We start from the raw sequence: 23,248 nt of genomic DNA on the forward strand, positions 1-23,248 counted from the left end.
TTGAGAAGGCATAATAGAGGTATTGCGTGTGGCGGGTTCCCGCGTAAGGAGTATGAGGCTCTTCGAACGCCCGTCGCGTCTGCGTTTAGAAACACCCACTCGACGTACAGGATTTTTATCGTGAGCTCTTCTGCCGGCGATTCTTCGCGCCCCGTTTCTCCCTCTTCTCGTCCGGGTCTGACCCGTCGTCGTCTTGTGGCTGGTGCGGCGTGGGCTGCCCCGGTTGTTGTGGCGTCGTCGGTGATTCCGGCGTATGCGGCTTCTGATGAGGAAGGCGAATGCACCGGCCCTTACGAGGATTCGACGATGGTCACTGCCGGTGACGGCGTGAAGAAGGTTGCCGTGCTGACGGTTCCTGCGGGCGCTAAGCGTATGCGTTTTACCGCTGTGGGCGGTGCTGGCGGCACGAACTACACTGTGGCTGATGCCGGTTCCGGTGCCATGGTGGAGGGTTCTATGGCTGTGCGCGGCGGCCAGACTATTACTCTGACTGCCGGTTCGGGTGGTATCGGTAATGGTGAGCTGAAGCCCGCTGAGGGCGGCGACGGCTACGGTGTGGGCGGCTCCTCGAAGGCTTCTTCGCCGGTTCCCGCGAACGTTGTTTCTGCGATTAATGATTTGACCCGCATTTCTGGCGGTGTGACCGGTCGCGGCGGTATGAGCGCTGTGCTGTATTCGGCGTCCGGCGGTGGTTCCTCCGCTATTGAGGTGGATGGTGTGCCCATGATTGTTGCCGGTGGCGGCGGCGGTGCCGGTGTGCTGGCGTCGTATGCGACGGTTCTGCCGAATCCCGCGAATGCGGGTGCTGTGCGCCCGACCGCGCACTATTCGCTCGATAGCTCCGGTGGCGAGCACCAGTTCAGCACCGGTGGTGGCGCTGGTTCAGGTGACGGCGACGGTTCGCCCGGTTTTGTTGGTTTCACCTCGTACGAGGCGCAGTCTGATCCGATTCTGACGGTGAACCCGGGTTCGGGTGCCGCCGGTGGTGTGGGCGGTGCCGGCGGTGAGAAGCTGAACCCGCCGGCTGTTGATGGTTCGGTGATTGGTTTTTCGAGCACCTCCACCCAGAAGCTGGTGAGCACTGCGACTGCCGGTGCGGCGGGTGCGAGCGGTTTCCGTGCGAAGGGCGCCGATGGTGTGGCGAGCTATTCGTACCAGTGGGATCAGACTCCGGAGGGTACCGATAACCGCCCGTCGAATGCTGGCGAGCTGTTTAACGGCTACCAGTCTGTGGTTTCTGGAGGCGGTGGCGCCGGTTATGGCGGCGGCGGCTCCGGTGCTGCGTTGAGCGTTTCGGCTCGTGTGGTGTCGCAGAAGTGGAATAACGATTCGGCTCGTGCCCGCTATGCGGTGGGTTCGGTGCAGCTGGCTGGCGGTGGCGCTGGCGGCGGTACGTTCATGGATTCTACGGTGCGCATCATGGATCTGGGTTGGGCGTTGAATGCTCCGAATGGTCCGGGTGAGCGCGGTGCTGGTTATATTGAGGTTGCTTTCTGCTTCTAGGCAGCTAAGTCTCATCGGCTAAGAGTTCCTGTGAGCCTGTAGGAATCGTATAGGTGCAGATTGAACCCTTTCTTTAGGGTGGTATGCGCCTCAAACTTAATATTTAAATTTTTTCTGAGTGCCTCCCAAGCCGCTTGTTTGGGAGGCATTCTCATCTTCTGTGTTGTTTCGTCATAGCGTCATATCAACCTTTGGCGGTTTAGCGCATTGGTCGGAATGGACCTTATCGAAAGCTCATCCTTGCTCGTGAGAACGCCTCTATCTAACCCCTCTGTCATATTCGGGGAAGGTCCTTTAGATTGGCGGCTCATCATTTTACGGTGGAAATGTAAAGAATACGCGCGCTCACCCCGCTAGGTTGCACAGCGCAGATTGCAGATTGCGGCTTGAGCGCGGCCACCGATGACTAAGGAGTTTAGGTCATGTGCAAGGAAACCATGAAGGCTGTTGTTGTCCCTGAGAAGGTTGACGGTTCGGTTGTTGTCCGTGAGGTTCCCGTTCCGGCTGTCGGTTACGGCCAGGCGCTCGTGAAGATTGAGTACTCGGGCGTGTGCCACACTGACCTGCACGTGGCTTCCGGTGATTTCGGTGAGGTTCCGGGTCGTATTCTGGGCCACGAGGGCATCGGCCGTGTCGTCAAGGTCGGTGAGGGCGTTGAGTCCCTGAAGGAAGGGGACCGCGTGTCGGTGGCTTGGTTCTTCGAGGGCTGCGGCCACTGTGAGTACTGCACCTCGGGCCGTGAGACCCTGTGCCGTTCGGTGAAGAACGCAGGCTACTCGGTTGATGGCGGCATGAGTGAGTACACCTTGGTGACCGCTGATTACGCTGTGAAGGTTCCCGAGGGCCTTGACCCGGCACAGGCAAGCTCCATTACCTGCGCTGGTGTGACCACCTACAAGGCAATTAAGGAGTCGCTGGTTCGCCCCGGTGAGTGGCTGGTTGCTTACGGCGCTGGCGGTCTGGGCAACCTGGCTGTTCAGTACGCTAAGAAGGTTTTCGGCGCCAAGGTTATCGCTGTTGATATCAATGACGACAAGCTGGCTCTGGCTCGTGAGACCGGTGCTGATCACGTCATCAACGGCCGTGAGGTTGAGGATGTTCCGGCTCGTATTCGCGAGCTGACCGGCGGTGGCGCTCACGCTGCTGTGGTGACCGCGGTATCGAAGGTTGCGTTCAACCAGGCTGTCGAGTCGGTTCGTGCGGGCGGTTCCGTGGTGGCTGTTGGTCTGCCCTCGGAGATGATGGAGCTGTCCATTGTGAAGATTATTCTGGACGGCATCCGCGTGGTGGGCTCCCTGGTGGGTACCCGTCAGGATTTGGCGGAGGCATTCCAGTTCGGTGCTGACGGCATCGTGGTTCCGGTGGTTCAGCTGCGTGAGGTTGACGAGGCACCGGCTGTCTTCGAGGAAATGGCGGCGGGTAAGATTACCGGCCGTATGGTTCTGGACTTCGCTAGCCTCTAAGCTAGCGGATGGGTCGAGGCGCCCGGTAGGGCTTCAAGGTCTCACTCGGCTGGGGTCTTGCCGGTAGTTTCGATGGTTATAGCGCCTAGGGCGCATCCCGTGTGGCGGGGGAGTAGGGGTACTCTTTCTGCTGTGCATACGACGCGGGGTGCGCCTTAGTGTTTTTAACGCGGCGTTTTAGGGTTCCGAGTTTTGAGAGCCGTTATCGTGAGGAGCTGAAAACCTCTGTGAGTACTAGGCACCTAAACGTAATATACGCGGGAATTTATTTTTGAAAATATCGGGGAATATCTCAAAATTTTCACAAAATTAGTTCAATATAGCATTTTGTTTGACATCTACAGGCCTCAAAATGCATACTTGTATTGTAAACATTCAACCACTGGTTGAAGCGTAATATTTGCCGAAGAGATAGGTTTCGAACGCCCCTGCACCTACCCTAGATGTAACGGGATATGACGTGTGAAGGTTTCGGCCCTCCTAGATATCGATTCCTTCTCCCAGAACGCCATACCCGGGTGAATTTCAGCATCTTCGTACCGTGCCGTTATTCACCGTTGAGTCCTTAATTCCGGCCAGGCGCCCCTCTAGACACCTTCGGATTGAGGTCTCACCAACGATTAGTGTGGGCCCCACGGACATAGTCAATGGGGACTATGTCCGCCACACTAATCCGGGGCTTTTAGGACACTGCATGACTTCGTGGTGGTTCGCCCGCCACGCTATAAATTTACCTGCCGGCACGGGTAACATAGCCGGGTTCTCTACTCACTCGGTAACCCACCCGCTGCAGAACGCATCTTGATTTTTGTGTTGTTCAGAAGATGCTTCCTGTAGCAAAAGAACGAGGGGCACCTCTGCCAGGTGCCCCTCGTTTTTATATGCGCGTTGCAGTGTTTATTAGCTGCCGCGCCGTTGAGTAAATGCCACGCTCTTAGTAGATACCGCGCCGCGCGGTCCAGCGGATCGTGCCACGCTCAAAGTCCATGTAGTACACGCCGTTCGCGTAGGACTCGTCGCCGCGTGCCGCACCGTAGCGAGCGGTATTCTTCTCCCAGTGCTTGAAGATTGCGCCGTTACCGTTGGTCTCGTACGCACCGTACGCATCCGACCAGAGCAGTACCTTGCCGGAGGCGAATCGCACCTGAGCACCCGTGGAGGTGGCGGTTTCGTCGGTCACCGGTGCACCCCAGGTGCCGCGGTGCTGCAGGAAACGGTGGTAGAACGCGCCGCCGGTGTGCAGGCGGTGGGTGCCGGTCTGTGCGGACCACACGTAGGTGGTGCTGCCGGTGAATTCCTGCTTGATGATGCCGTTGCCCAGATTCTGCTCGTCAGTGGTGGGCGCGCCCTTCATGCCTGCCTTGCGCCAGGTTGCATAGATGGCGCCGCGCTCGTTGAGGATGTGGGTTCCGTATGCGTTGGACCAGTAGCCACCCTCACCGTTGGCGAAGGAGACCGCGATGGTGTCGGAGCGGGTTTCCTCGTCGGTGGTCAGGCCGCGGAATCGTGCCACGTCCGAGCGGAACTTATAATCCAGGCCGCCGTTGGTGACCAGCCAGTGCGAACCGTGAGAGTTCGTCCAGTAGATGGTCTTGCCGTTGGTGAACTTCTGCGCATACACGCCGTGACCCAGAGAGTACTCGGTGCCAATCGGGTTGCCGTAGAAGGAGCGGTTTTCGTTCCAGTAGCTACCGATGCCGGTGCGAATATCAATCGAGCCGGTCGCGGTGGTCACCACGTTCGAATCCTGTACCGCGCGGTCTTCTGCCGAACGGTCTTCCGCTGCGCGGTCTTGGCCGTTCGACCAGTTGCGGTGCACAGCCTTCGGGTTCTTCGCCAGAACCTTCAGATCGTTCACGGTGCCGGGGAAGAAGTTCGAATCACCCACGAACGGACCAGAATCGGTGAACTGCCAAATGTCGTAGCCGCTCCAACCCGCCGGAATCGCACCGACCACGGTCGAGTAGCTTGCCAGGTGTAGCGGCAGAGTGCCGAACTGCGGCGAACCCACGCAGTGCGACCACCAGGAGGTTGCGGTGTACACCATCGGGGCACGACCGGTCAGTGAACGGTAGGTGTCCACAAAGTCGCGGGTCCAGGCGGTCAGCTGCGCCGGGGTCATGTTGTAGCAGGTGTTGCCGTAGGCGGGGTAGGGGTTGAACTCGATGTCCAGCAGGCCGGGCAGGGTCTTGCCGTCGGCAGTCCACGCGCCACCATTCTGCACGAAGTAGCGTGCTTGATCGGCACCCGAGGAGGTGCGGGGGTTTGCGAAGTGGTAGGCGCCGCGCACCATGCCCGATTCGGCGGAGCCGTTGTACTGCTGACCGAAGTAGGGGTTGGTGTAGTAGCCACCCTCGGTTGCCTTCACGTAGGCGAAGCGGGAACCTGCGGCGTAGGCGCTCGCCCAGTCCACGTTCTGCTGGTGCGAGGAGACATCCATGCCGAGGGTGCCGCCGCTCGGGGTCCATGCGGAGCGGCCCTGTGCCAGTGCCTGACCGGATGCTAGCGCCTGACCGGAAGCCACGCCCTGCGCGGAGCTCTGGGTTGCGGAGATACCGCTCAGAGTTGCGGTGGAGGCGGGGGAGGTGGCGCCGGTTCGCGCGTTGGCGGTGCCCAGGCGTTCGCGCTCGCCCGCACCCATGGCGGGGTTGGAGCGTTCGACCAGAGATGCATCCGGGGCGGGGGCGTAGCTGAGCTCCTCGTAGGATGCGTTGGGGTTGACCTCTGCGGCTGCGCTCGCGCTGGGGGCGGCGAAGGCGGCGGGAACGGAGGTGAGGGATGCGGCGACCAGGGTGACTGCGGACGCCATGATGGAGCGGGCTGCCGCGGAGCGCGCGGCAGTCTGGAGTTTCTTCATAGATTTTGCCTGTGTTTGAGAGGTGGATGTGCCGATGTGGCCCTGTGCGGGGGCTTCTGGCACGAGTGAATATGTGGGGTAGCTGAAGTGATGTGTGTCGGTTGCCGGGTATGTCAAGCGGCTGACACAGCTAACAGCGTACGGTACCTGCACCGATGTGCGCAATGATTTGGGGTGTCATTCTGGCGGCATATCTTTCGCAGAGTGCACAGTAACCTGGAATCTTTGGGGTGTCTGTTTTACTTTGTGGCTTGTCGGTGCATTTATTGGCTCAAGTTTTTGGGACAAAATTTTAGGCACGCGACACGCCGAGGCGTTGCGAATTTCACTCTGTGGACTGCTGTATTGGGGTATTGCTGCGTCGGTTCGTTGTTCAGGGTGGGCCTCAGCATCTAGAGCTACGTTGCCGGGATGCAGTCGGGTGCTGATGCGCCGGGCGGTGCCTCTTGCGACTTTTGGGCATAAGGAAAGGGGTGGGCCGCACACACAAAGACCCACCCCTCATATTCCGGGTACTGTATTTGGCGCGGCCTCGCACCGGCACCCGGAGTTTCATGGTCGATGCAGGAGAGATGAAGAGTCATCGACCACGTATATGGTGCCTGTTGGCACGTTTTTCTCGGCTCTTCCCGCCCGCTCTTTCAGGTTCTGATGTCCGGCTGAAAGAGACGGGTGGGAAGAGGCGAAAGTTTATGTTTCCTCGAATTTTTTAAAATTTCGAGGGCTTAGAGGAACTTGGCGATGTCCTCGACCAGAGGCTTGAGGGTCTCGCGGTCGATGTACTCAGCCTTGCCGGTTTTGTAGCATTCGAGCATCTGCTTGATGCCCTCGTTGGGGTTCGGGTTGGCCATGAGCCATGCACGGACCGGGCCTTTCAGCGCGGTCTTGTGAGCCAGCGAAATCTTGTCAAAGTCGATGCCGCCACGCAGGTGGTAGACGGGGCGACCTTCGGTCAGTTCGGGGGTGTAGCTCTTGGCGACGGCCTTGTCCAGCAGCTTCTTCGAGTACTCACCGGTGAAGGAGACGGTGAAGAAGGCGGTGCGGTTCTTCTTGGGTGCAATGATCGGCAGAATCTTCTTGCGAAGTGCCGGTGCGCCGTTGAGGAATCCACCGTAGTCGCTGCCGGCAATGACGAAAGCATCGAATGTCTCTGCCTGCTCGGGGGTGACCTTGGAGGCGGGGACAGTCTCAACTTCGGGAGCCTGCGGGAGCGCACGCAGATCTTCTGCCAGCCAGGTGGCGTACTGTTCGGTGTAGCCGTAGGTGGAGCCGAAGATAATCAGCACGCGAGTAGTCATCTGTGAACCTTCCAGATATATTTCGCATTTCAAATACTAATTATGGGTTCCAATATAGGCTAGGCGCGCGAAAATGTGAAATCGCCCAGCCCTTGGATGCCCTATCTATCTTCTCATAGCCCACTCTGAGTGTCTCTATGTTTTTGAAACACGCCCGAAGGTTCTCGAGTGTGACTAAATATTGCACAGTGCCCATTTTCTATAGGTAAAAAGCACCCTAATTTACTTTCTGGGTGACATGGAGGCGCGGGGACTGTGAAGTGGGTTTGGGTGAGGTGAACAGTAGGTGGGGAAGGGGTGCATAAAATGCGACGTGAAACACAAGTTCTTCGGTGGAAAGAGTTGGGAGAAACATACCCAAGAGGGCGCAAAACCCCTATAATTGAGAAAGAGTCCCACGCATCCGGCATGTGGTTACTTGTTAGAACACGTGGGAATAATTGGGAATTTGACGTTAGTCTTCCCCGGAAAATCAGTGTGAACCCTCAGAGGTCACACAAAACAACACACAAAGGTTAGGTACATGAGGCGCGCAAAAATCGTTGCAACCATCGGTCCGGCAATCGAGTCCCCCGAGAAGATCTCCGAGGCAATCAAGGCTGGCCTGAACGTCGCCCGTCTGAACATGAGCCACGGTGACCACGCCGAGCACCAGGCACGCTATGACACCATCCGTGAAGAGTCTGCAAAGCTCGGTAAGGACGTTGCTATCCTCGCCGACCTGCAGGGTCCCAAGATTCGCCTCGAGCGTTTCGCAAACGGCAAGGAATACCTTGAGCCCGGCGCAGACTTCACCATCACTTCCGAAGACGTTGAAGGTACCGCAGAAATCTGTGGCACCACCTACAAGGGTCTGCCCGGCGACGTAAAGCTCGGCGACAAGCTCCTGCTCGACGATGGCAAGATCCGCCTCGAAGCTATTGAGGTAACCCCCACCCGCGTTCGCACCCGCGTGGTCGTCGGTGGCCCCATCTCCAACAACAAGGGCATCAACCTGCCCGGCGCAGCAGTCTCCCTGCCCGCACTGACCGAGAAGGACGCAAACGACCTGCGCTTCGCACTGAAGATGGGTGCAGACATCATTGCACTCTCCTTCGTCCGTACCGGTGCAGACGTTGACCCCGTCCACAAGATCATGGAAGAAGAGGGTATCCGCGTACCCGTCATCGCCAAGATCGAGAAGCCCCAGGCTGTTGAGAACCTGCAGGACATCATCGACAAGTTCGACGGCATCATGGTCGCTCGTGGTGACCTCGGTGTTGAGCTGCCCTTCTCCGAGGTTCCCCTCGTCCAGAAGAAGGCAATCGACATGGCACGCCGCTGGGCAAAGCCCGTCATCGTGGCAACCCAGGTGCTCGAGTCCATGACCGACAACCCCGTCCCCACCCGTGCAGAGGTTTCTGACTGCGCTAACGCAATCCTCGACGGCGCAGACGCAGTGATGCTCTCCGGTGAGACCTCGGTCGGTAAGTACCCGATCCTGACCCTGCAGGCTATGGCTGCAATCGTTCAGGATACCGAAAAGGGCGGCCTGTACCGCGTGCCCGAGCTGGATCGCAAGCCCCGCACCCGCGGTGGCGCAATCACCCGCGCAGCAGTGAACATCGCTGACCAGCTGGACGCAAAGCTCATCGTTACTTTCACCCAGTCCGGTGACTCTGCACGTCGTCTGGCACGTCTGCGTCCCGAGACCCCGATTGTCGCGTTCACCACCAGCTCGAAGGTTCGCTCCTTCCTGTCCATGCTGTGGGGCGTTGACGCTGAGCAGGTTGAGATGATCACCGATCAGGAAGGTCTGTTCCAGTTCGTGGACGAGTACCTGCTGAAGAACGGTCTGGCAGAAGCTGGCGACCTGGTCGTCGTTGCTGCCGGTGCTCCCGCAGGTCGCGCAGGTACCACCAACATGGTTCAGGTACACCGCGTCCACGGTGCTGAGGGCGAGCGCGAGGCTCTGCGTCCTTACGAGGAGGACGAGGTCAAGCGCTAAGCCGCTCACCAATCTTTTTTCGATGCGTAGCTGAGGGTAATTCTCAGCCTGTACGCTCGGTGTATAGAGACCGCCGCCCGGTCGTGAAACTCTCACGGTCGGGCGGCGGTTTTGTGTGTCTGCGGGGTGTTTGCTTCCGGTGGGTTACGGGGACAGCGGGAAATACGCGGGCATAGAAGTAGATACAGAAAAGCGGCGGGAAAGCTTCAAGCTTTCCCGCCGCTTTTGCGTTGGTGCCCGAGGTGGGACTCGAACCCACACTCCGAAGAACCTGATTTTGAGTCAGGCGCGTCTGCCAATTCCGCCACTCGGGCGTATCACGCATTTGTGCGTAACACCTTTAGAATTCTAACCCAGGCTGTCTAGAAAATCTAATCTATCTGACGTGTTGAGCAGGCTGAGGCGGGGCGCGGAACATCTACTGAGGGTTTCTGTTGCGCCTCTATGAGGGGGTAAGTCTGGAACCTGCCGCGCATTTGCCGAGGGATGTAGGAAGGGTGCGGGAGGGGACGTTGAGTGTAAATCCTGAGCTCAGGGTGAACCGGTGCCACTTATCCACAGGTGGAGGCGGGGGAGAAAGCGCGCATCCTGTATCCTTAAAGACTGACTAACCATCCCCGTTCGCCTTCGCGGCTGGGGGCCACCTCAACGTTAAGAAAGTGATCACGGCTCGTGTTCAATTCTCTCTCCGACCGCTTGACGGCAACTTTTAAGAACCTGCGCGGCAAGGGCCGCCTCTCCGAGGCAGACATTGATGCAACCGTCCGCGAAATCCGCCGCGCCCTGCTCGACGCTGACGTCGCCGTCCCCGTGGTCCGCGAATTTACCGCCCACGTGAAGGAACGCGCTCTCGGTGCGGAAGTTTCCGAGGCGCTGAACCCCTCCCAGCAGATCGTCAAGATCGTGAACGAGGAGCTGGTGAGCATCCTCGGCGGTTCGACCCGCCGCATCAACATGGCGAAGAGCGGCCCGACCATCATCATGCTGGCGGGTCTGCAGGGTGCCGGTAAGACCACCCTGGCGGGCAAGCTGGCTCACTGGTTGAAGGGCCAGGGCCACACCCCGATGCTGATTGCATCCGACCTGCAGCGCCCCAACGCGGTGACCCAGCTGAAGGTCGTTGGTGAGCGTGCGGGCGTGCCCGTGTACGCGCCGCACCCCGGTGTGACCAGCGAGTTTGACGTACCCACCGGCGATCCCGTGCAGGTGGCACGTGACGGTGTGGCTGAGGCTCGCGCTAAGCTGCACGACGTGGTGATTGTCGATACCGCGGGTCGTCTGGGTGTTGACGCTGAGCTCATGCAGCAGGCACGTAACATTCGTGACGCTATTGAGCCGCACGAAGTTCTGTTCGTTATCGATGCGATGATCGGTCAGGACGCCGTGAACACCGCTAACGCCTTCAACGAGGGTGTGGACTTCACCGGTGTGGTCCTGTCTAAGCTTGATGGTGACGCCCGCGGTGGTGCGGCTCTGTCGGTGGCTTCGGTGACCGGCAAGCCGATTATGTTCGCGTCCACCGGTGAGAACGTCACTGACTTTGAGCAGTTCCACCCGGACCGTATGGCAAGCCGCATCCTGGATATGGGTGACATCCTGACTCTGATTGAGCAGGCTGAAGCTCAGTGGGATAAGGCTGAAGCCGACCGCATGGCGAAGAAGTTCATCGATCAGGAAGACTTCACTTTTGAAGACTTCCTGGCTCAGATGCAGCAGATTCGTAAGCTTGGTTCCATGAAGAAGCTGCTCATGATGATGCCCGGTGCGGCTCAGATGCGTCAGCAGCTTGAGGCTTTTGACGAGCGCGAGATTGACCGCGTGGAGGCGATTGTTCGCTCCATGACCCCGCATGAGCGTGTGGCTCCGCGCATCATTAACGGTTCTCGCCGTGCCCGTATCGCTAAGGGTGCGGGTGTGACCGTGTCTGAGGTGAACCAGCTGATGGAGCGTTTCGCTCAGGCTCAGAAGATGATGAAGAAGCTCGCTTCGGGCAAGATGCCCGGCATGCCCGGTGGTATGCAGATGCCCGGCATGGCGGCTGCGGCCGGTGGCGCTCGTAAGAACGCGAAGAACAACAAGAAGAAGAAGGCTCGCTCCGGCAACCCGCAGAAGCGTGCGGCGCAGGAGGCGGCAGCAGCTAAGGCGCAGCAGGCTCGCGCCGGTGCTGCATTCGGTCAGCAGGCTCAGAACCAGGAGATGGATCTGTCCAGCATGAACCTGCCGAAGGGCTTCGAGAAGTTCCTGCAGTAAGAGCAAATATGAGCCCGGTAAGGGGTGGTACGGGTGCGCACGTGGTGACGGGCGCACCCGTACCGGTATGGTGCCCGGTTTGGGTGCATGAATGGGTGTGAAGGGAAGGTATCAATGGCTCAGAACGAGCAGAATTGGGATCGAGAGAACGCGGATGATCAGCTGAATGAGCAGGTCACGCCGTGGTCTCAGCGCGCCTTCGCCGATGATGCTGTAGAGGACCCTGCCGGTGAGTCTGCTGGAGAATCTGCAGTTGAGTCTGTAACTGAGGAGGGCTCGCTGGGCTTCTCTGATGCTCCCGCAGAGGTTCTTGAAGACGACCTTTCGGGCGATCTTGAAGACGGCATCGCAGGCGACTTTGCGGACGGCTTCGACAATGATTCGAACATCCTTCCCGGGTACACTCCCGTCTGGGCGCGTATCGCCCTCGAGTACGGGGAGCACTCTGCCGAACTGGCGGGCGACCTCGTCTACTCCAGTGAGAGCGACGACCCCGCCGTTGACGACGTTGCCGCAACCATCCTGAACCTCATTCGTGAGGCCCGCAGCATGCACGATGAGGTGAAGGCGGAAGACCCCGATACGCAGCGCGCCTGGAACGACCGCACGAAGGTTGACCGCCTCGCCGCCGCCCTGGAGAGCGAAGAGTGGACCGTCGATAAGCTCACCGGCATGTGGGACGATGCCCCTGCACCCGCCGGAACCGGCGAATCTGATAGCCCCGAGTACCTGCGCGCCCAGGACGAGGAGCGCACCGCCGAGAAGCAACGCAATGAGCGCATCGAGCAGACCATGGAGCTGGAGGAGAAGATTCAGCGCCGCCGCATCATGGCTCGTTCCACCACCGATGAGGAGCTGATTGCCGCCCTTATTGAGGCGACCGCCGCCTCCCCGGAGCTGATTGCTTACGAGATGGGTGAGCATCAGGTGCAGCTCTACGTGCTGTGCGCCGTGGATGATGAGGGCTACATGAACGTGCTGGAGGTCGCTGATGGCCACCTGCACGTGGGTACCCCCGTTGAGGATTACGTGGCGCAGCTGGTGGATCAGCTGCCGGTTACCGGTGCCGCCCTTGAGGGTGAGGCGACCGTGTGGGAGGAGCTGCCCGGTGGGCAGGGTGAGCTGGAGTTCCTGGTGGATGGCGACGCCGCCATGCTCGTTGACCTGCCCATTGACATGATTACGGGGCTCCTTTTGGCGTACCTTCCTGCCGGTACTCGGCAGGTTGTTGCCGCACCGGCGGGGGAGTGGACCCTCATTTCTGCCGACCCGGTGGACCTGATGGCGCTGCTGGGCCTGCTGAACTGCAACGCCCTGATTGCTGAGGGCAACGCGAACCAGCAACACCTGGTGGTCTATGAGGAGCCCACCCGTGAGCCCTACTCGGATGAGGAATGGTACCTGGAGGCGTTCGGCGAACCCTACGAGAACATCGTGGAGGAGTTCACCTGGCAGCGTGTGCCTAAGCGCCTGAACCGGGCCCTCAGCCGTGAGGAAGTCGCACGTTTTGGCGGCGTGTTGGAGGATCTGCTGTCGGAGCTTCCCGGTAGCGCCCCGGAGCTTTCGGGTTCGAAGATTTTCGGTTCCGATGAGGAAGAAATCGAGCAGGGCATCGCTAATGTCATGGCGATGTTTGGTGTGGAGGCTGACTCCATTGCCGGTCGCCGCCTGAATGCGTACCTGCGCGATACGAGCAATACCCTGGCGCTGGAGTCGGTGCTGCAGCTACTGGACGTTCCTACCGAGCTGGCGCTGGTGCCGACCACCGGTTTTGATGTGGCGTCGATTAGCACGGCTCGCGTGTTCGGCAACGAGGATGAGGAGCTCGCGCAGTCCGCCGATGCGACCGTATCTATTGATGCTGAGGCTACCTTCTCCGAGAGTACTCCCGCCGAGGATGTTTCTTTTGACGATGAGGAGATTGAACCCTACCCGGGCGGCTACACCTCGCCCCTGGACCGTAGCTACCGCCTGGTGGCGACCGGTCGCCGCGTGACCCTCTCCGAGTGGATGGACGCTCTCAACAACGCGCACATCCCCTACGAGTACACGCACATGGGTTCGCCGGAGGGCTCTGCGCCGGATTCCTTCGTGGAGACCGAAGAGGGTTACCTGTCTCTTGACAGCGCCCTGCACGAGGCTGACTCTTCGCCTACCGAGGAGCAGGCATCGCACGAGGCAAAGGTAAGCCAGCAGGCTCCCGAGCCTTCTGCCGCGCTCGCACCTCAGAACGAAGCCGCCCCGAGCGTTGAGACCGTGCCCGATGCTTCCTCAAGCTCTGCAAATCAGAGTCCTGCACCCCAGGCCCCCGCACCGCAGACCACCTCCACTCAGGGCTCTTCCGCTCAGAGTCCCGCGCCTCGTTCGCGCCGCAAGCACCTGACCCCGGAGCAGATTCGAGCGAAGACCCGCCGTGTGGGTCTTGTCCTGGGTGCGGATGTGACGGCTCAGAGCGCTATCGCTCTGACCTTGGCGAATGTGGCGCGCCGCCGCCGTGCTCAGGGTAAGGCGAGCCGTAAGTTCTCGGTGGCGGCAGCACTCTTCGCCCTGAACGCTACGGTTGAGTCGGCTCTGATTCCGACGGTTCTGCGTTCATTTGAGCAGACGCAGATGAAGAAGCATGCCCGCCCGGTGGCGGATGCTGAGCTGGTGCATCCTGGCGATGCTACCTCGGAACAACCCTCGACCAAGCGCACTCTGATTGATGATTTGCGTGAGGGCCACTACCGCACGGTGGAGGATGCCGCCCCGTCCACGGAGCAGGCACCCTCTGGACTGCGTGAGCGTGCCCTGGGTATAGTGCGTAGCATCAGGCAGCGCGCTGCGAAGAAAACCGACCGCTAAAGGAAAGAAGCCATGAAGGATTCCTATCTGAGCGATGAAGAGCTGAAGGCTTTTATCGCCACCTTGCCCACGCGCCGTTTGGCGGCGGGCGCGCTGATTCGTAATGAGCGCGGCGAGATGCTGCTGGTGAAGCCGAACTATAAGGACGGCTGGATTCTTCCCGGCGGCACCGTGGAGGCTGGTGAGGCGCCCAAGCCCGGTTGTGAGCGTGAGATTGTGGAGGAATTGGGCCTGGATGTGAAGCTGGGCCGAGTGCTGCTGATTTTCCACGGCTTGTCGCTGGGTGTGTGGGGCGATTCGACCTACTACATGTATGACGGCGGCGTGATTGCGGCGGATACGAAGATTACCCTGCAGGATGCTGAGCTGGTGACCTATGAGTGGGTTGCTCCGGAGAACCTGGAGGGTTATGTGCGCCCGTCGATGGTGGATCGTCTGCGTGAGTGCTACCGCGCCCTGGAGACGGGGGAGACTCTGGAGATGAGCAACCTCGACTAGCGGCGGCTACAGGGCGGTTGCGCAGGGGGCTACCGGGCACAGAACGCTGTTTAAAAGTGATGTTCGGTGCCTGTGGCAATTATTTTTCCGTGTCGCTAGCTTAAAATCTCGGGCTCTGATACCCTAACTGAGTACCCGGCGACGCGCGACCCCTCTCTTCGCGCGCCGTTGTGTCCATAGAGGCGCCGTGAATGGCCCGCCCCACGGGTGCTGAACCGCGTGCCTCGCACCAAATTATGAAACAGGAGTAACCACTAAAGTGGCTGTTAAGATTCGTCTCAAGCGTATGGGTAAGATCCGCGATCCTCGTTACCGCGTTGTGGTCGCTGATTCGCGCGTCAAGCGCGACGGTAAGACCATCGAAGAGATTGGTATTTACCACCCGACCGAGCACCCCTCGCGTATCGAGATCAACTCTGAGCGTGCTCAGTACTGGCTCTCCGTCGGCGCACAGCCGACCGAGCAGGTTCTGGCTCTGCTGAAGCTCTCGGGCGACTGGGCTGCATTCAAGGGCGAGAAGGCAGAGTCCAAGGTTCTGCCCGTCGAGGCTAAGGCTGAGTTCGTTGTTCCCGAAAAGGGTTCCGTGATCCTGCCCGAGGCTATCACCCCCAAGGCTGAGAAGGCTGAAGAGGTTGCTGAGGAAGCAGCACCCGAGGCTGAGGCTGAGGAAGCAGCTGAGTAATTATGTTGGCTGACGCACTCGAACACCTGGTTCGAGGGATTGTCGATCGTCCGGAGGACGTGAAGGTGCGCCTGCGCACTCAGCGTCACCGTGAAACCCTTGAGGTTCGCGTGCATCCGGATGACCTGGGCCGAGTTATCGGCAGGTCTGGTCGTACCGCCAAGAGCATCCGTCTGGTGATGGACGCTATTTCTGATGGCGAGCCGATGCGTATCGACATTATCGACACCGACAAAAAGCGACGCTAGCTCGTAAACGCTTGAAGCCCCCGCTCCCGGAATTTTTCCGGAAGGCGGGGGCTTTCGCGTACCCGAGTCCCGGTGGTAGTGCGGGCGGCAGAATGCGCCCGTCCTAAGTGCCCGGTAGAATAGTGGGAGCCGTGCACGTGCACGGCGTAGGTTTTTAGCTTGTATCCAGCGGAGGAAAATTATGCAGGTTGTGGTGGCTCGTATCGGTAAGCCTCACGGTATTCGTGGTGAGGTGACGGTTCAGCTCTTTACTGATGCCCCGCAGGAGCGTTTTGCCCGCGGCGAGGTGCTCGGTATCGAGAATTTCAAGCCCGGCTCTGCTGCCGCTTCTGTGGCGCCCACCGGTGAGCTGACGGTTGCCGGTGCCCGCTGGAACAAGAAGATTCTGGTGGTCCGTTTTGATGAGGTGACTACCCGCAACCAGGCTGAGGAGCTGCGCGGTAGCCGCCTGGTCTACGAGGTTCCCGAGGATGAGGGCGACGAAGAGGGCTTCTACGAGCAGGAGCTGGTGAACCTGCCCGTGTACCTGCTCGCGGACGTGCCCGAGGGTGAGAGCCCCGTGGATAATCCGGCTGTGGGTAAGCCGCTGGGCAAGGTGACCGGTCTGCAGACCATGCCGGTTCAGGATTTGCTGCTGATTAAGCTGGCTCGTTCGCCGCGTCTTGCCTCCGGCGCGGGTGAAGAGATCATGATTCCTTTTGTTGAGGAGATTGTGCCTGAGGTGGTTCCCCCGACCGAGGATGAGCCCGGCTTTGTGCTGCTGACCCCTCCGGCGGGTTTGATTGACCTGGTCGAGGACGCTGAGCAGGATTCTGCGCAGGCGACTGAGCAGGCGGGGGAGTAGTCCGTGCGCTACGATGTGGTCACGATTTTCCCCGAATACCTGGAGCCGCTGAAGCTGTCCCTGCTGGGGAAGGCTCGTGAGAAGGGTCTGGTAGATCTGCACCTGCACGATCTGCGTGAGTACACCTTTGACCGTCACCGCACGGTGGATGACACCCCGTACGGCGGTGGTGCTGGCATGGTGATGAAGGCGGAGCCGTGGGGTTTGGCGCTGGATGAGGTGCTTGCCGCCTCCCCTCTGAACGCTTCCGAAGACTCTACTGAGGGTGCCAAGTCTGAGGGCACTGAGCCCGCCGCTGATACCCGCCCGTTGCTGATTGTCCCGTCCCCGGCGGGTGCCGTTTTCGATCAGGCGATGGCGTATGAGCTGGCGGAGGAGAAGCATATTGTCTTCGCTCCGGCGCGCTACGAGGGCATTGACGAGCGTGTGCTGGACTGGGCGCAGGAGAGCTTCCGCGTGATGCCCGTGTCCCTGGGCGATTATGTGCTTTACGGTGGCGAGGTTGCAGTCATTGCGATGATTGAGGCTATCACCCGCCTGATTCCGGGCGCGATGGGTAATCCCGCCTCCCTGGAGGAGGAGTCGCATACGGGTGGTCTGCTGGAGTATCCGGTGTACACGAAGCCCGCGGTGTGGCGTGAGCGTGAGGTGCCGGAGGTGCTGCTGTCGGGTAATCACGGTGCGATTGCGCGTTGGCGTCGTGACCGTCAGATTGAGCGTACCCTGGAGCGCCGCCCGGATCTGCTGGAGGCGTACCCGGTGGAGCAGTGGGATAAGAAGGATCGCCGCTTCTTGGCTGAGCGCGGGGTGCATTTTGCGAACCCGGCGAAGGCGGCTCAGAAGAAGGCGAAGAAGAACCCCGCACCGCAGGCTGATAGTGCGGCTCAGGCGGCACAGCCTGATACTGCACAGTCTAATACCGTGCAGCCTAATACTGTGCAGACCCAGCCGGAATCCTAAGCTTCGAACGGGTGCCTGTGGGTGCCTCGTGATTCTCTGAATGGGGGTTAGCGTCATATAACTGTTAGTTGGCGCTAACCCCTATTTTTTGTGCCCGCGACCCGTTATTCTGAGGTTAACCTCGCTAAGAACATAGCCTATCTATAGGTGGGGCGAGGTTGTAGCCCGCTTTCATCGTTGAAAGCACGTACTCAACAGAAGGAGGACACATGTCCGTTGTTAAGGTTCACCGTTTGGCTGTCGTTGGTGACAATCGTGCTGAGCTGGAGAAGCGCTTTGCCGCTGCCCGCCACATCGCTGACTCTTTCCCCGGCTTTGAGGGTTTTGAGCTGTGGCGCCCCCTGGATGAGGGCGGCGACTATTTCGTGGTGACCCGCTGGGTTGATGAGGCAAGCCATGATGCGTACGCGGCGGCTCGTCGTGAGCGTGACCCGAATACTGTTGTTTCTCATGCTGATGGCACCATGAGCTTCGAAAAGGTGGAGTTCGGCGAGTAACGGGCCGCGGCGAGTAACTGGTCACTCTGGGGAATTAATAGATAAACCCTGCCGGTAATTGCTCTGAGTAGGGGTTTATCTCATTTTTATCTCAAATAGTGAGGGGTCGCGCTAACTTTTCTGAATATTGCTTTAAGTGGGTATTAGCCCATGTGGAAGCAATATAAGGAGGGTTTAGGGCGGCCCCTCCTTGATTTTTCGGGGTTTAAAATTCGCAGGTATTTTGCTGTGATTGGGTATGTGGGTTCGGCACTATAAAACACCTGAAATACGCTCAATAGGAACCGGCGGAATACCTCAATCCTAAAGTGACACCATGGTGCAAAAAGGTTATTATTGTTCCCGAGAGCACGCTTCGCCCGAGTCGGTAGTTCGGGCGGGGACAGCGATCCCCTCTCAGCTGCATCGCATGACGTAGCTGAGTCACTCAAGGGAATATTCAGTGCACCCGTGTGAGTCATCCTCTGCATAGGAAGGTCTGGCAAGGGTGCCGACTCAACTATCACGTATTCACGCATGTGGTGCATGGTACTGGACCCCGCAATATATGGGATGGGAGCTTGGTGGTTCGAGCGTTCATTGTGGTTGATGACCCTCCTAACCGTGGATAGGAAAGTGCTTTGCAAAGCGGGTGAGCAAGCCGGTGGTCCGGACCGGTGCTCACCCGCTCCGCTGTTTAAAAGATTCCTTCAGGCCCTAATGCTTTTCGGGAACTGGGCGCTCGCGGAACTCGATGGGTCGCTTCGCCTTGGGTAGTGAGTACATGACGCGCAGGTACGCATCCTCCACCAGCTCTTCTAGTACCCGCTCGGTTATGCCTTCGCCGGCGCCCACGGAAATCCAGTGCCGCTTATTCATGTGCCATGCCGGGATGATGCTCGGGTAGATGCGCTGCAGCACCTCGGATTCTTCCGGGTCGGTTTTGAGGTTCACGATGGGGTAGCCGATGCCCTCCGTGTACATGGCGAAGATCTTGCCGCCCACCCGGTACACCGTGTGCTCGGGCCCGAACGGCTGATCGCGCGTCGCCAGCGGCATGGCGAGCGCGAGGCGGTCAACGGTATGCTCGAGGTCTTCGGGTGCCAGAAGTTTGGGGGAGGGGTTCGTACTCATAATTTCGAGTCTATCCGGTTGTTGGTGGTTCTACAGTGTTGATATCTAAGGGCTGATACAAAAATTGGGGTGTATGCAATGGTTTGCATACACCCCAGATTTTTTAGTGCCCTACTTATTCATGAGCTTGTGGTCAATTCCCTCGCGGGTAAAGGCCTGAATCGTATCCTGCAAGTCTTCACCCAGGTGGCCCCAGGAATCAGTGTGAGCAATGTACACCCGCTGGGCGCCCAGAAGCTTTGCCGCCTTTGCGGTATTCTCGGCGGTCATGGTCATGTCGAATTCGGGTCCGATGGGGTGTGCAGCACCCGCAAAAAGGATAGCGTCATCAACGGGAGCAATGCGCTGAGCAATTTCCTCTACAACGTGAAATTCGGAGTTGTCGCCAGAAATGTATACGGTCGGTTCTCCTGCAGCCTGCAGGAGGAAACCAATAACGGGACCGGCCTTCTCCTGAATTTCGGGGATGTTCGGGCCGTGGAGTGCAGGCATTGCGGTGACGGTAACTTCAGTAGAATCCTTTGCCACGATGAAGGTATCCCAGGGAGCCAGGCCGGTGACATTGGTGAGGCCTTCTGCCTGAAGGTTCTTTTCGCCGTCTTCGGTGGTGATGACGTGGCCAACCTTGGGGAGGAGGGCGCGGCCGCTGGTGTCAAGGTTGTCGGGGTGGGTATCGTGCGAGAGTAGGACTGCATCGATGGGGAGAACCGATTCGGGGGTGATGGGGGCGCCGGCAGTCTTCTTGAGAACGGTAATGCCCATGTCGTAGTCCTGAGGGGCATCAAAGGTGGGGTCGGTTAGGAAGCGCAAACCCGCGTATTCAATCAGGACGGTGGGGCCGGTGATGACGTTAATCGTAGGCATAAAAGTATTCCTCTCATGGATAAAATGTGTTTTTGCCGTGATTAACCATAGGTGTTTTCACGGAAAAATGCAAGTGATACCATGAGAAGTATGGAAAATTCTCACCGAACCGCCCACCTTCCTGCGGCACCCGGAAGCCAAGAACACCCCTGCATAGCGTTAGCAAATACGCTCTATACAACACCTGGCGGCAAACAATACGATCTGCTTGAAACCCCAGAAACAGCCACTGAATGGGCGCACGAACACCACATCGTGAATAACTCGTATGAGCTGCAACCCTATTGCGCCAGCAGATTCATCAGCTTTCGATACGTCATCAAAGAACTGTTTGACGCGTACCTAAACCAGCGCCCTCCCTATCCGGGTGCGCTTCACGCCGTCAACAAGACAGCACATGAGGCGCTCACCATGAACGCTCTAGCGTGGGATGCAGAAAACCGGCGGTACACGCGGCGAGTTGAAGACCCCCTCACCCAAGAGGTGGATTACGCCATCGCCCGCATCGCCTACGACGCCATCACATTACTGACCGGCGAAGAAGCAGATAAACTCTCTGAATGCGAAGCACCCGACTGCGACCGCATCATGTTGCGAACCCATGCGCGACGTAGATGGTGCAGCGTGCGTTGTGGTGACCGTATCCGCGCCGCCCGCTCCTATGAACGTAAACGCGCGCAGGCTGAAGGTGACTAAAAATCGTGCAGGCTGAAGATGGGGAATATTTGACTAAGTCGTCAGCGCGCCGCAGAATCACGCTAAAATAGGTAACTATGGCTGAATTTATTTATCAGATGATCAAGGCCCGCAAGACTGTGGGCGACAAGGTCATCCTTAACGACGTGACGATGTCGTTCTTCCCCGGCGCCAAGATCGGTATGGTTGGCCCGAACGGTGCGGGTAAGTCGACCATCCTGAAGATCATGGCTGGCCTCGACCAGCCCTCCAACGGTGAGGCACGCCTGACCGCAGGCTACACCGTGGGTATCCTCATGCAGGAGCCGCCGCTGAACGAAGAGAAGACCGTTCTGGGCAACGTTGAGGAAGGCGTGGGCGAAATCAAGTCCAAGCTGGACCGCTTCAACGAAATCTCCGCCCTCATGGCTGAGCCCGACGCTGACTTCGACGCCCTCATGGAAGAAATGGGTCAGCTGCAGGAAGCTATCGACGCCGCTAACGCATGGGACCTGGACTCCCAGCTGGAACAGGCAATGGAAGCGCTGCGCTGCCCGCCCGCTGACATGCCCGTCACCCACCTCTCCGGTGGTGAGCGCCGCCGCGTGGCACTGTGCAAGCTGCTGCTACAGAAGCCTGACCTGTTGCTGCTCGACGAGCCCACCAACCACCTGGACGCAGAGTCCGTGCTCTGGCTGGAGCAGCACCTGCAGTCCTACGAGGGTGCCGTCATCGCGATTACCCACGACCGTTACTTCCTCGATCACGTGGCAGAATGGATCGCCGAGGTTGACCGCGGTAACCTGTACCCCTACGAGGGTAACTACTCCACCTACCTGGAGAAGAAGCGTTCCCGCCTCGAAGTTCAGGGCAAGAAGGACGCTAAGCTCGCTAAGCGCCTGAGCGAGGAACTGGACTGGGTCCGCTCCAACGCTAAGGGCCGCCAGGCTAAGTCGAAGGCTCGTCTGGCACGCTACGAGGAGATGGCTGCGGAGGCTGAGAAGACCCGCAAGCTTGACTTCGAAGAGATTCAGATTCCTCCGGGACCCCGCCTGGGTAACGTCGTTATTGAGGCTGAGAACCTGCAGAAGGGCTTCGACGGCCGCTCCCTGATTAACGGTCTGTCCTTCTCCCTGCCCCGTAACGGCATTGTGGGTGTGATTGGTCCTAACGGTGTGGGCAAGTCCACCCTGTTCAAGACCATCGTTGGACTGGAGCCCCTGGACGGCGGCGAGCTGAAGGTCGGCGAGACCGTGAAGATCTCGTACGTCGACCAGAACCGCGCGAACATCGACCCGGAGAAGAGCCTCTGGGAGGTCGTCTCTGACGGTCTGGACTACATCCAGGTCGGCAACGTTGAAATGCCTTCGCGTGCGTACGTTTCCGCGTTCGGCTTCAAGGGCCCGGATCAGCAGAAGAAGGCGGGTGTGCTCTCCGGTGGTGAGCGTAACCGTCTGAACCTGGCGCTGACCCTCAAGCAGGGCGGTAACCTGCTGCTGCTCGATGAGCCCACTAACGACCTGGACGTTGAGACCCTCGCATCCCTGGAAAATGCGCTGCTGGAATTCCCCGGCTGTGCAGTAGTCGTCTCTCACGACCGTTGGTTCCTGGACCGCGTGGCAACCCACATCCTGGCGTGGGAGGGCACCGATGAGAACCCGGATCAGTGGTACTGGTTCGAGGGTAACTTCGAGTCCTACGAGAAGAACAAGATTGAGCGCCTCGGCCCTGAGGCTGCTAAGCCGCACCGCGTGGTGCACCGCAAGCTGACCCGATAGGGTTTGGCGGTGAGCCCCGCCTCCTGATGCTGTTGAAGCGTGAGGAGGCGGGGCTTTGCTGTGCCCGCTGGACGCCGTATGCGCTGTATTCCGTATGCACTGGGCGCCGTATGCGCTGGCGAGGGGAGGTGCGTGTGTTCACCGGTAGAAATAGTTCGCCCAGTAGTCACCGGTACGTCATAGCAGAGTACATATTCGCGGTTTAATGGACGTGTATAACTAACGCATTTGATACGAAGGGTAGAGTGTCATGCTTTCAAAATATAACTGGATGTCCTTAGCCACCGGTCTGTTGCTGGTTGCAACGGCAATCTACATGTTCACCAACCCCGCCACCCCGCTGGCTGTTCTGGGTTTCGTGTTCTCGATTGCGGTGCTGCTCGGTGGCGTGTTTGAGCTGGTCCGCTACTTTGGCGCGTTGAAGCCGGCACGTACCGGCTGGGACCTGGTTAACGGCATCCTGACCGTGGTGGTTGGTCTGATTCTGCTGAGCGCTTCGGCTGGTGCGCAGGCGACGTACATTCCGACTATTGTGGGCGTGTGGCTGATTGCGTGGGCGCTGATTCGTCTGATGACTGCTCAGGGCCTGAAGTACCTGAGCTTCGCCGCCGGACGCCACCTGCAGTTCTCTGCTATCGGTACCCTGATCCTGGGTTTGCTCGTGCTGCTGTTCCCGATGTTCTTCGGTGCGGTGGCAGTGTGGCTGATTGCCCTGGTGCTCCTGCTGGCTGGTCTGGTGTTTGTGGGTGACTTTTTCGTTTCCCGCCGCACCAAGCGCACCGTGCACATTTCCCCGGACGGTGTGATTGACGTCGAAGCCAAATAAGAGCTTCTTCGGCCCGTCTAGAACGTACACTAGAACATAAGAAAGACCGTGTGAGACAACC

18 protein-coding genes and 1 tRNA gene are annotated in these 23,248 nt (G+C 59.0%); 14 read left to right on the forward strand and 5 right to left on the reverse strand.

Going from position 1 to position 23,248, the window contains the following annotated elements:
• The first annotated feature begins 120 nt into the window (after window positions 1-120).
• Window positions 121-1,503, forward strand: a complete 1,383-nt coding sequence (locus ROTMU0001_RS03290; protein ID WP_005508116.1) for a hypothetical protein — start codon at window positions 121-123, stop codon at window positions 1,501-1,503.
• Window positions 1,504-1,925: 422 nt separating this feature from the next.
• Complete coding sequence (gene adhP, locus ROTMU0001_RS03295) at window positions 1,926-2,966, forward strand: alcohol dehydrogenase AdhP (RefSeq protein WP_005505671.1); 1,041 nt, start codon at window positions 1,926-1,928, stop codon at window positions 2,964-2,966.
• Window positions 2,967-3,900: 934 nt separating this feature from the next.
• Here the strand turns inward: adhP and ROTMU0001_RS03300 are convergent.
• Together ROTMU0001_RS03300 and ROTMU0001_RS03305 are read right to left on the reverse strand one after the other, a co-directional pair.
• Window positions 3,901-5,823 carry a GH25 family lysozyme gene (locus ROTMU0001_RS03300; RefSeq protein WP_005508117.1) on the reverse strand — a complete coding sequence of 641 codons (1,923 nt, stop codon included), beginning with the start codon at window positions 5,821-5,823 and terminating at the stop codon, window positions 3,901-3,903.
• A 725-nt stretch (window positions 5,824-6,548) separates the two neighbouring features.
• Window positions 6,549-7,121, reverse strand: coding sequence for a flavodoxin domain-containing protein (locus ROTMU0001_RS03305; protein ID WP_005508118.1), 573 nt, complete (start codon window positions 7,119-7,121; stop codon window positions 6,549-6,551).
• Window positions 7,122-7,644: 523 nt separating this feature from the next.
• On the opposite strand from ROTMU0001_RS03305, the gene pyk reads away from it, so the two are divergent.
• A complete protein-coding gene (pyk, locus tag ROTMU0001_RS03310) occupies window positions 7,645-9,108 on the forward strand; it encodes a pyruvate kinase (RefSeq protein ID WP_005508119.1) in 1,464 nt (487 codons plus the stop codon).
• Window positions 9,109-9,339: 231 nt separating this feature from the next.
• On the opposite strand, the gene ROTMU0001_RS03315 is transcribed toward pyk, so the two are convergent.
• A tRNA-Leu gene (locus ROTMU0001_RS03315) sits at window positions 9,340-9,422 on the reverse strand.
• Window positions 9,423-9,780: 358 nt separating this feature from the next.
• On the opposite strand from ROTMU0001_RS03315, the gene ffh reads away from it, so the two are divergent.
• From ffh to ROTMU0001_RS03355, 8 genes are all read left to right on the forward strand, one after another.
• Window positions 9,781-11,358, forward strand: a complete 1,578-nt coding sequence (ffh, locus tag ROTMU0001_RS03320; protein WP_005505683.1) for a signal recognition particle protein — start codon at window positions 9,781-9,783, stop codon at window positions 11,356-11,358.
• Window positions 11,359-11,472: 114 nt separating this feature from the next.
• Window positions 11,473-14,202 carry a hypothetical protein gene (locus ROTMU0001_RS03325; RefSeq protein ID WP_005508120.1) on the forward strand — a complete coding sequence of 910 codons (2,730 nt, stop codon included), beginning with the start codon at window positions 11,473-11,475 and terminating at the stop codon, window positions 14,200-14,202.
• Window positions 14,203-14,214: 12 nt separating this feature from the next.
• Window positions 14,215-14,700: an NUDIX domain-containing protein gene (locus ROTMU0001_RS03330; protein WP_005508121.1), complete on the forward strand. Its 486-nt coding sequence runs from the start codon at window positions 14,215-14,217 to the stop codon at window positions 14,698-14,700.
• A 259-nt stretch (window positions 14,701-14,959) separates the two neighbouring features.
• Entirely contained in the window at window positions 14,960-15,382 is a 423-nt protein-coding gene (gene rpsP / locus ROTMU0001_RS03335; protein WP_005508122.1) for a 30S ribosomal protein S16, read from the forward strand.
• 2 nt (window positions 15,383-15,384) lie between these two features.
• Window positions 15,385-15,630: an RNA-binding protein gene (locus ROTMU0001_RS03340; RefSeq protein ID WP_005505691.1), complete on the forward strand. Its 246-nt coding sequence runs from the start codon at window positions 15,385-15,387 to the stop codon at window positions 15,628-15,630.
• Between the two features lie 181 nt (window positions 15,631-15,811).
• Window positions 15,812-16,474 carry a ribosome maturation factor RimM gene (rimM, locus tag ROTMU0001_RS03345; RefSeq protein WP_005508123.1) on the forward strand — a complete coding sequence of 221 codons (663 nt, stop codon included), beginning with the start codon at window positions 15,812-15,814 and terminating at the stop codon, window positions 16,472-16,474.
• A gap of 3 nt (window positions 16,475-16,477) precedes the next feature.
• The gene (gene trmD, locus ROTMU0001_RS03350) at window positions 16,478-17,434 is read left to right on the forward strand and encodes a tRNA (guanosine(37)-N1)-methyltransferase TrmD (RefSeq protein WP_005508124.1); all 957 of its coding nucleotides are present in this window, start codon (window positions 16,478-16,480) and stop codon (window positions 17,432-17,434) included.
• A 209-nt stretch (window positions 17,435-17,643) separates the two neighbouring features.
• Window positions 17,644-17,931, forward strand: a complete 288-nt coding sequence (locus tag ROTMU0001_RS03355) for an antibiotic biosynthesis monooxygenase family protein (RefSeq protein ID WP_005508125.1) — start codon at window positions 17,644-17,646, stop codon at window positions 17,929-17,931.
• A gap of 696 nt (window positions 17,932-18,627) precedes the next feature.
• On the opposite strand, the gene ROTMU0001_RS03360 is transcribed toward ROTMU0001_RS03355, so the two are convergent.
• Both ROTMU0001_RS03360 and ROTMU0001_RS03365 read right to left on the reverse strand, forming a co-directional pair.
• Entirely contained in the window at window positions 18,628-19,044 is a 417-nt protein-coding gene (locus tag ROTMU0001_RS03360) for an MmcQ/YjbR family DNA-binding protein (RefSeq protein WP_005508126.1), read from the reverse strand.
• Between the two features lie 111 nt (window positions 19,045-19,155).
• A complete protein-coding gene (locus ROTMU0001_RS03365) occupies window positions 19,156-19,908 on the reverse strand; it encodes an MBL fold metallo-hydrolase (RefSeq protein ID WP_005508127.1) in 753 nt (250 codons plus the stop codon).
• Window positions 19,909-19,998: 90 nt separating this feature from the next.
• Here ROTMU0001_RS03365 and ROTMU0001_RS09005 point away from each other — a divergent pair, with 90 nt between their 5' ends.
• From ROTMU0001_RS09005 to ROTMU0001_RS03380, 3 genes are all read left to right on the forward strand, one after another.
• Window positions 19,999-20,604, forward strand: coding sequence for a CGNR zinc finger domain-containing protein (locus ROTMU0001_RS09005; RefSeq protein WP_080548160.1), 606 nt, complete (start codon window positions 19,999-20,001; stop codon window positions 20,602-20,604).
• A gap of 77 nt (window positions 20,605-20,681) precedes the next feature.
• Window positions 20,682-22,361, forward strand: a complete 1,680-nt coding sequence (gene ettA / locus ROTMU0001_RS03375) for an energy-dependent translational throttle protein EttA (RefSeq protein WP_005508129.1) — start codon at window positions 20,682-20,684, stop codon at window positions 22,359-22,361.
• Between the two features lie 271 nt (window positions 22,362-22,632).
• Complete coding sequence (locus ROTMU0001_RS03380; protein ID WP_245534278.1) at window positions 22,633-23,187, forward strand: DUF308 domain-containing protein; 555 nt, start codon at window positions 22,633-22,635, stop codon at window positions 23,185-23,187.
• Window positions 23,188-23,248: the final 61 nt, after the last annotated feature.

Source organism: Rothia mucilaginosa ATCC 25296 (genome assembly GCF_000175615.1).
Classification (GTDB): Bacteria; Actinomycetota; Actinomycetes; order Actinomycetales; family Micrococcaceae; genus Rothia; species Rothia mucilaginosa.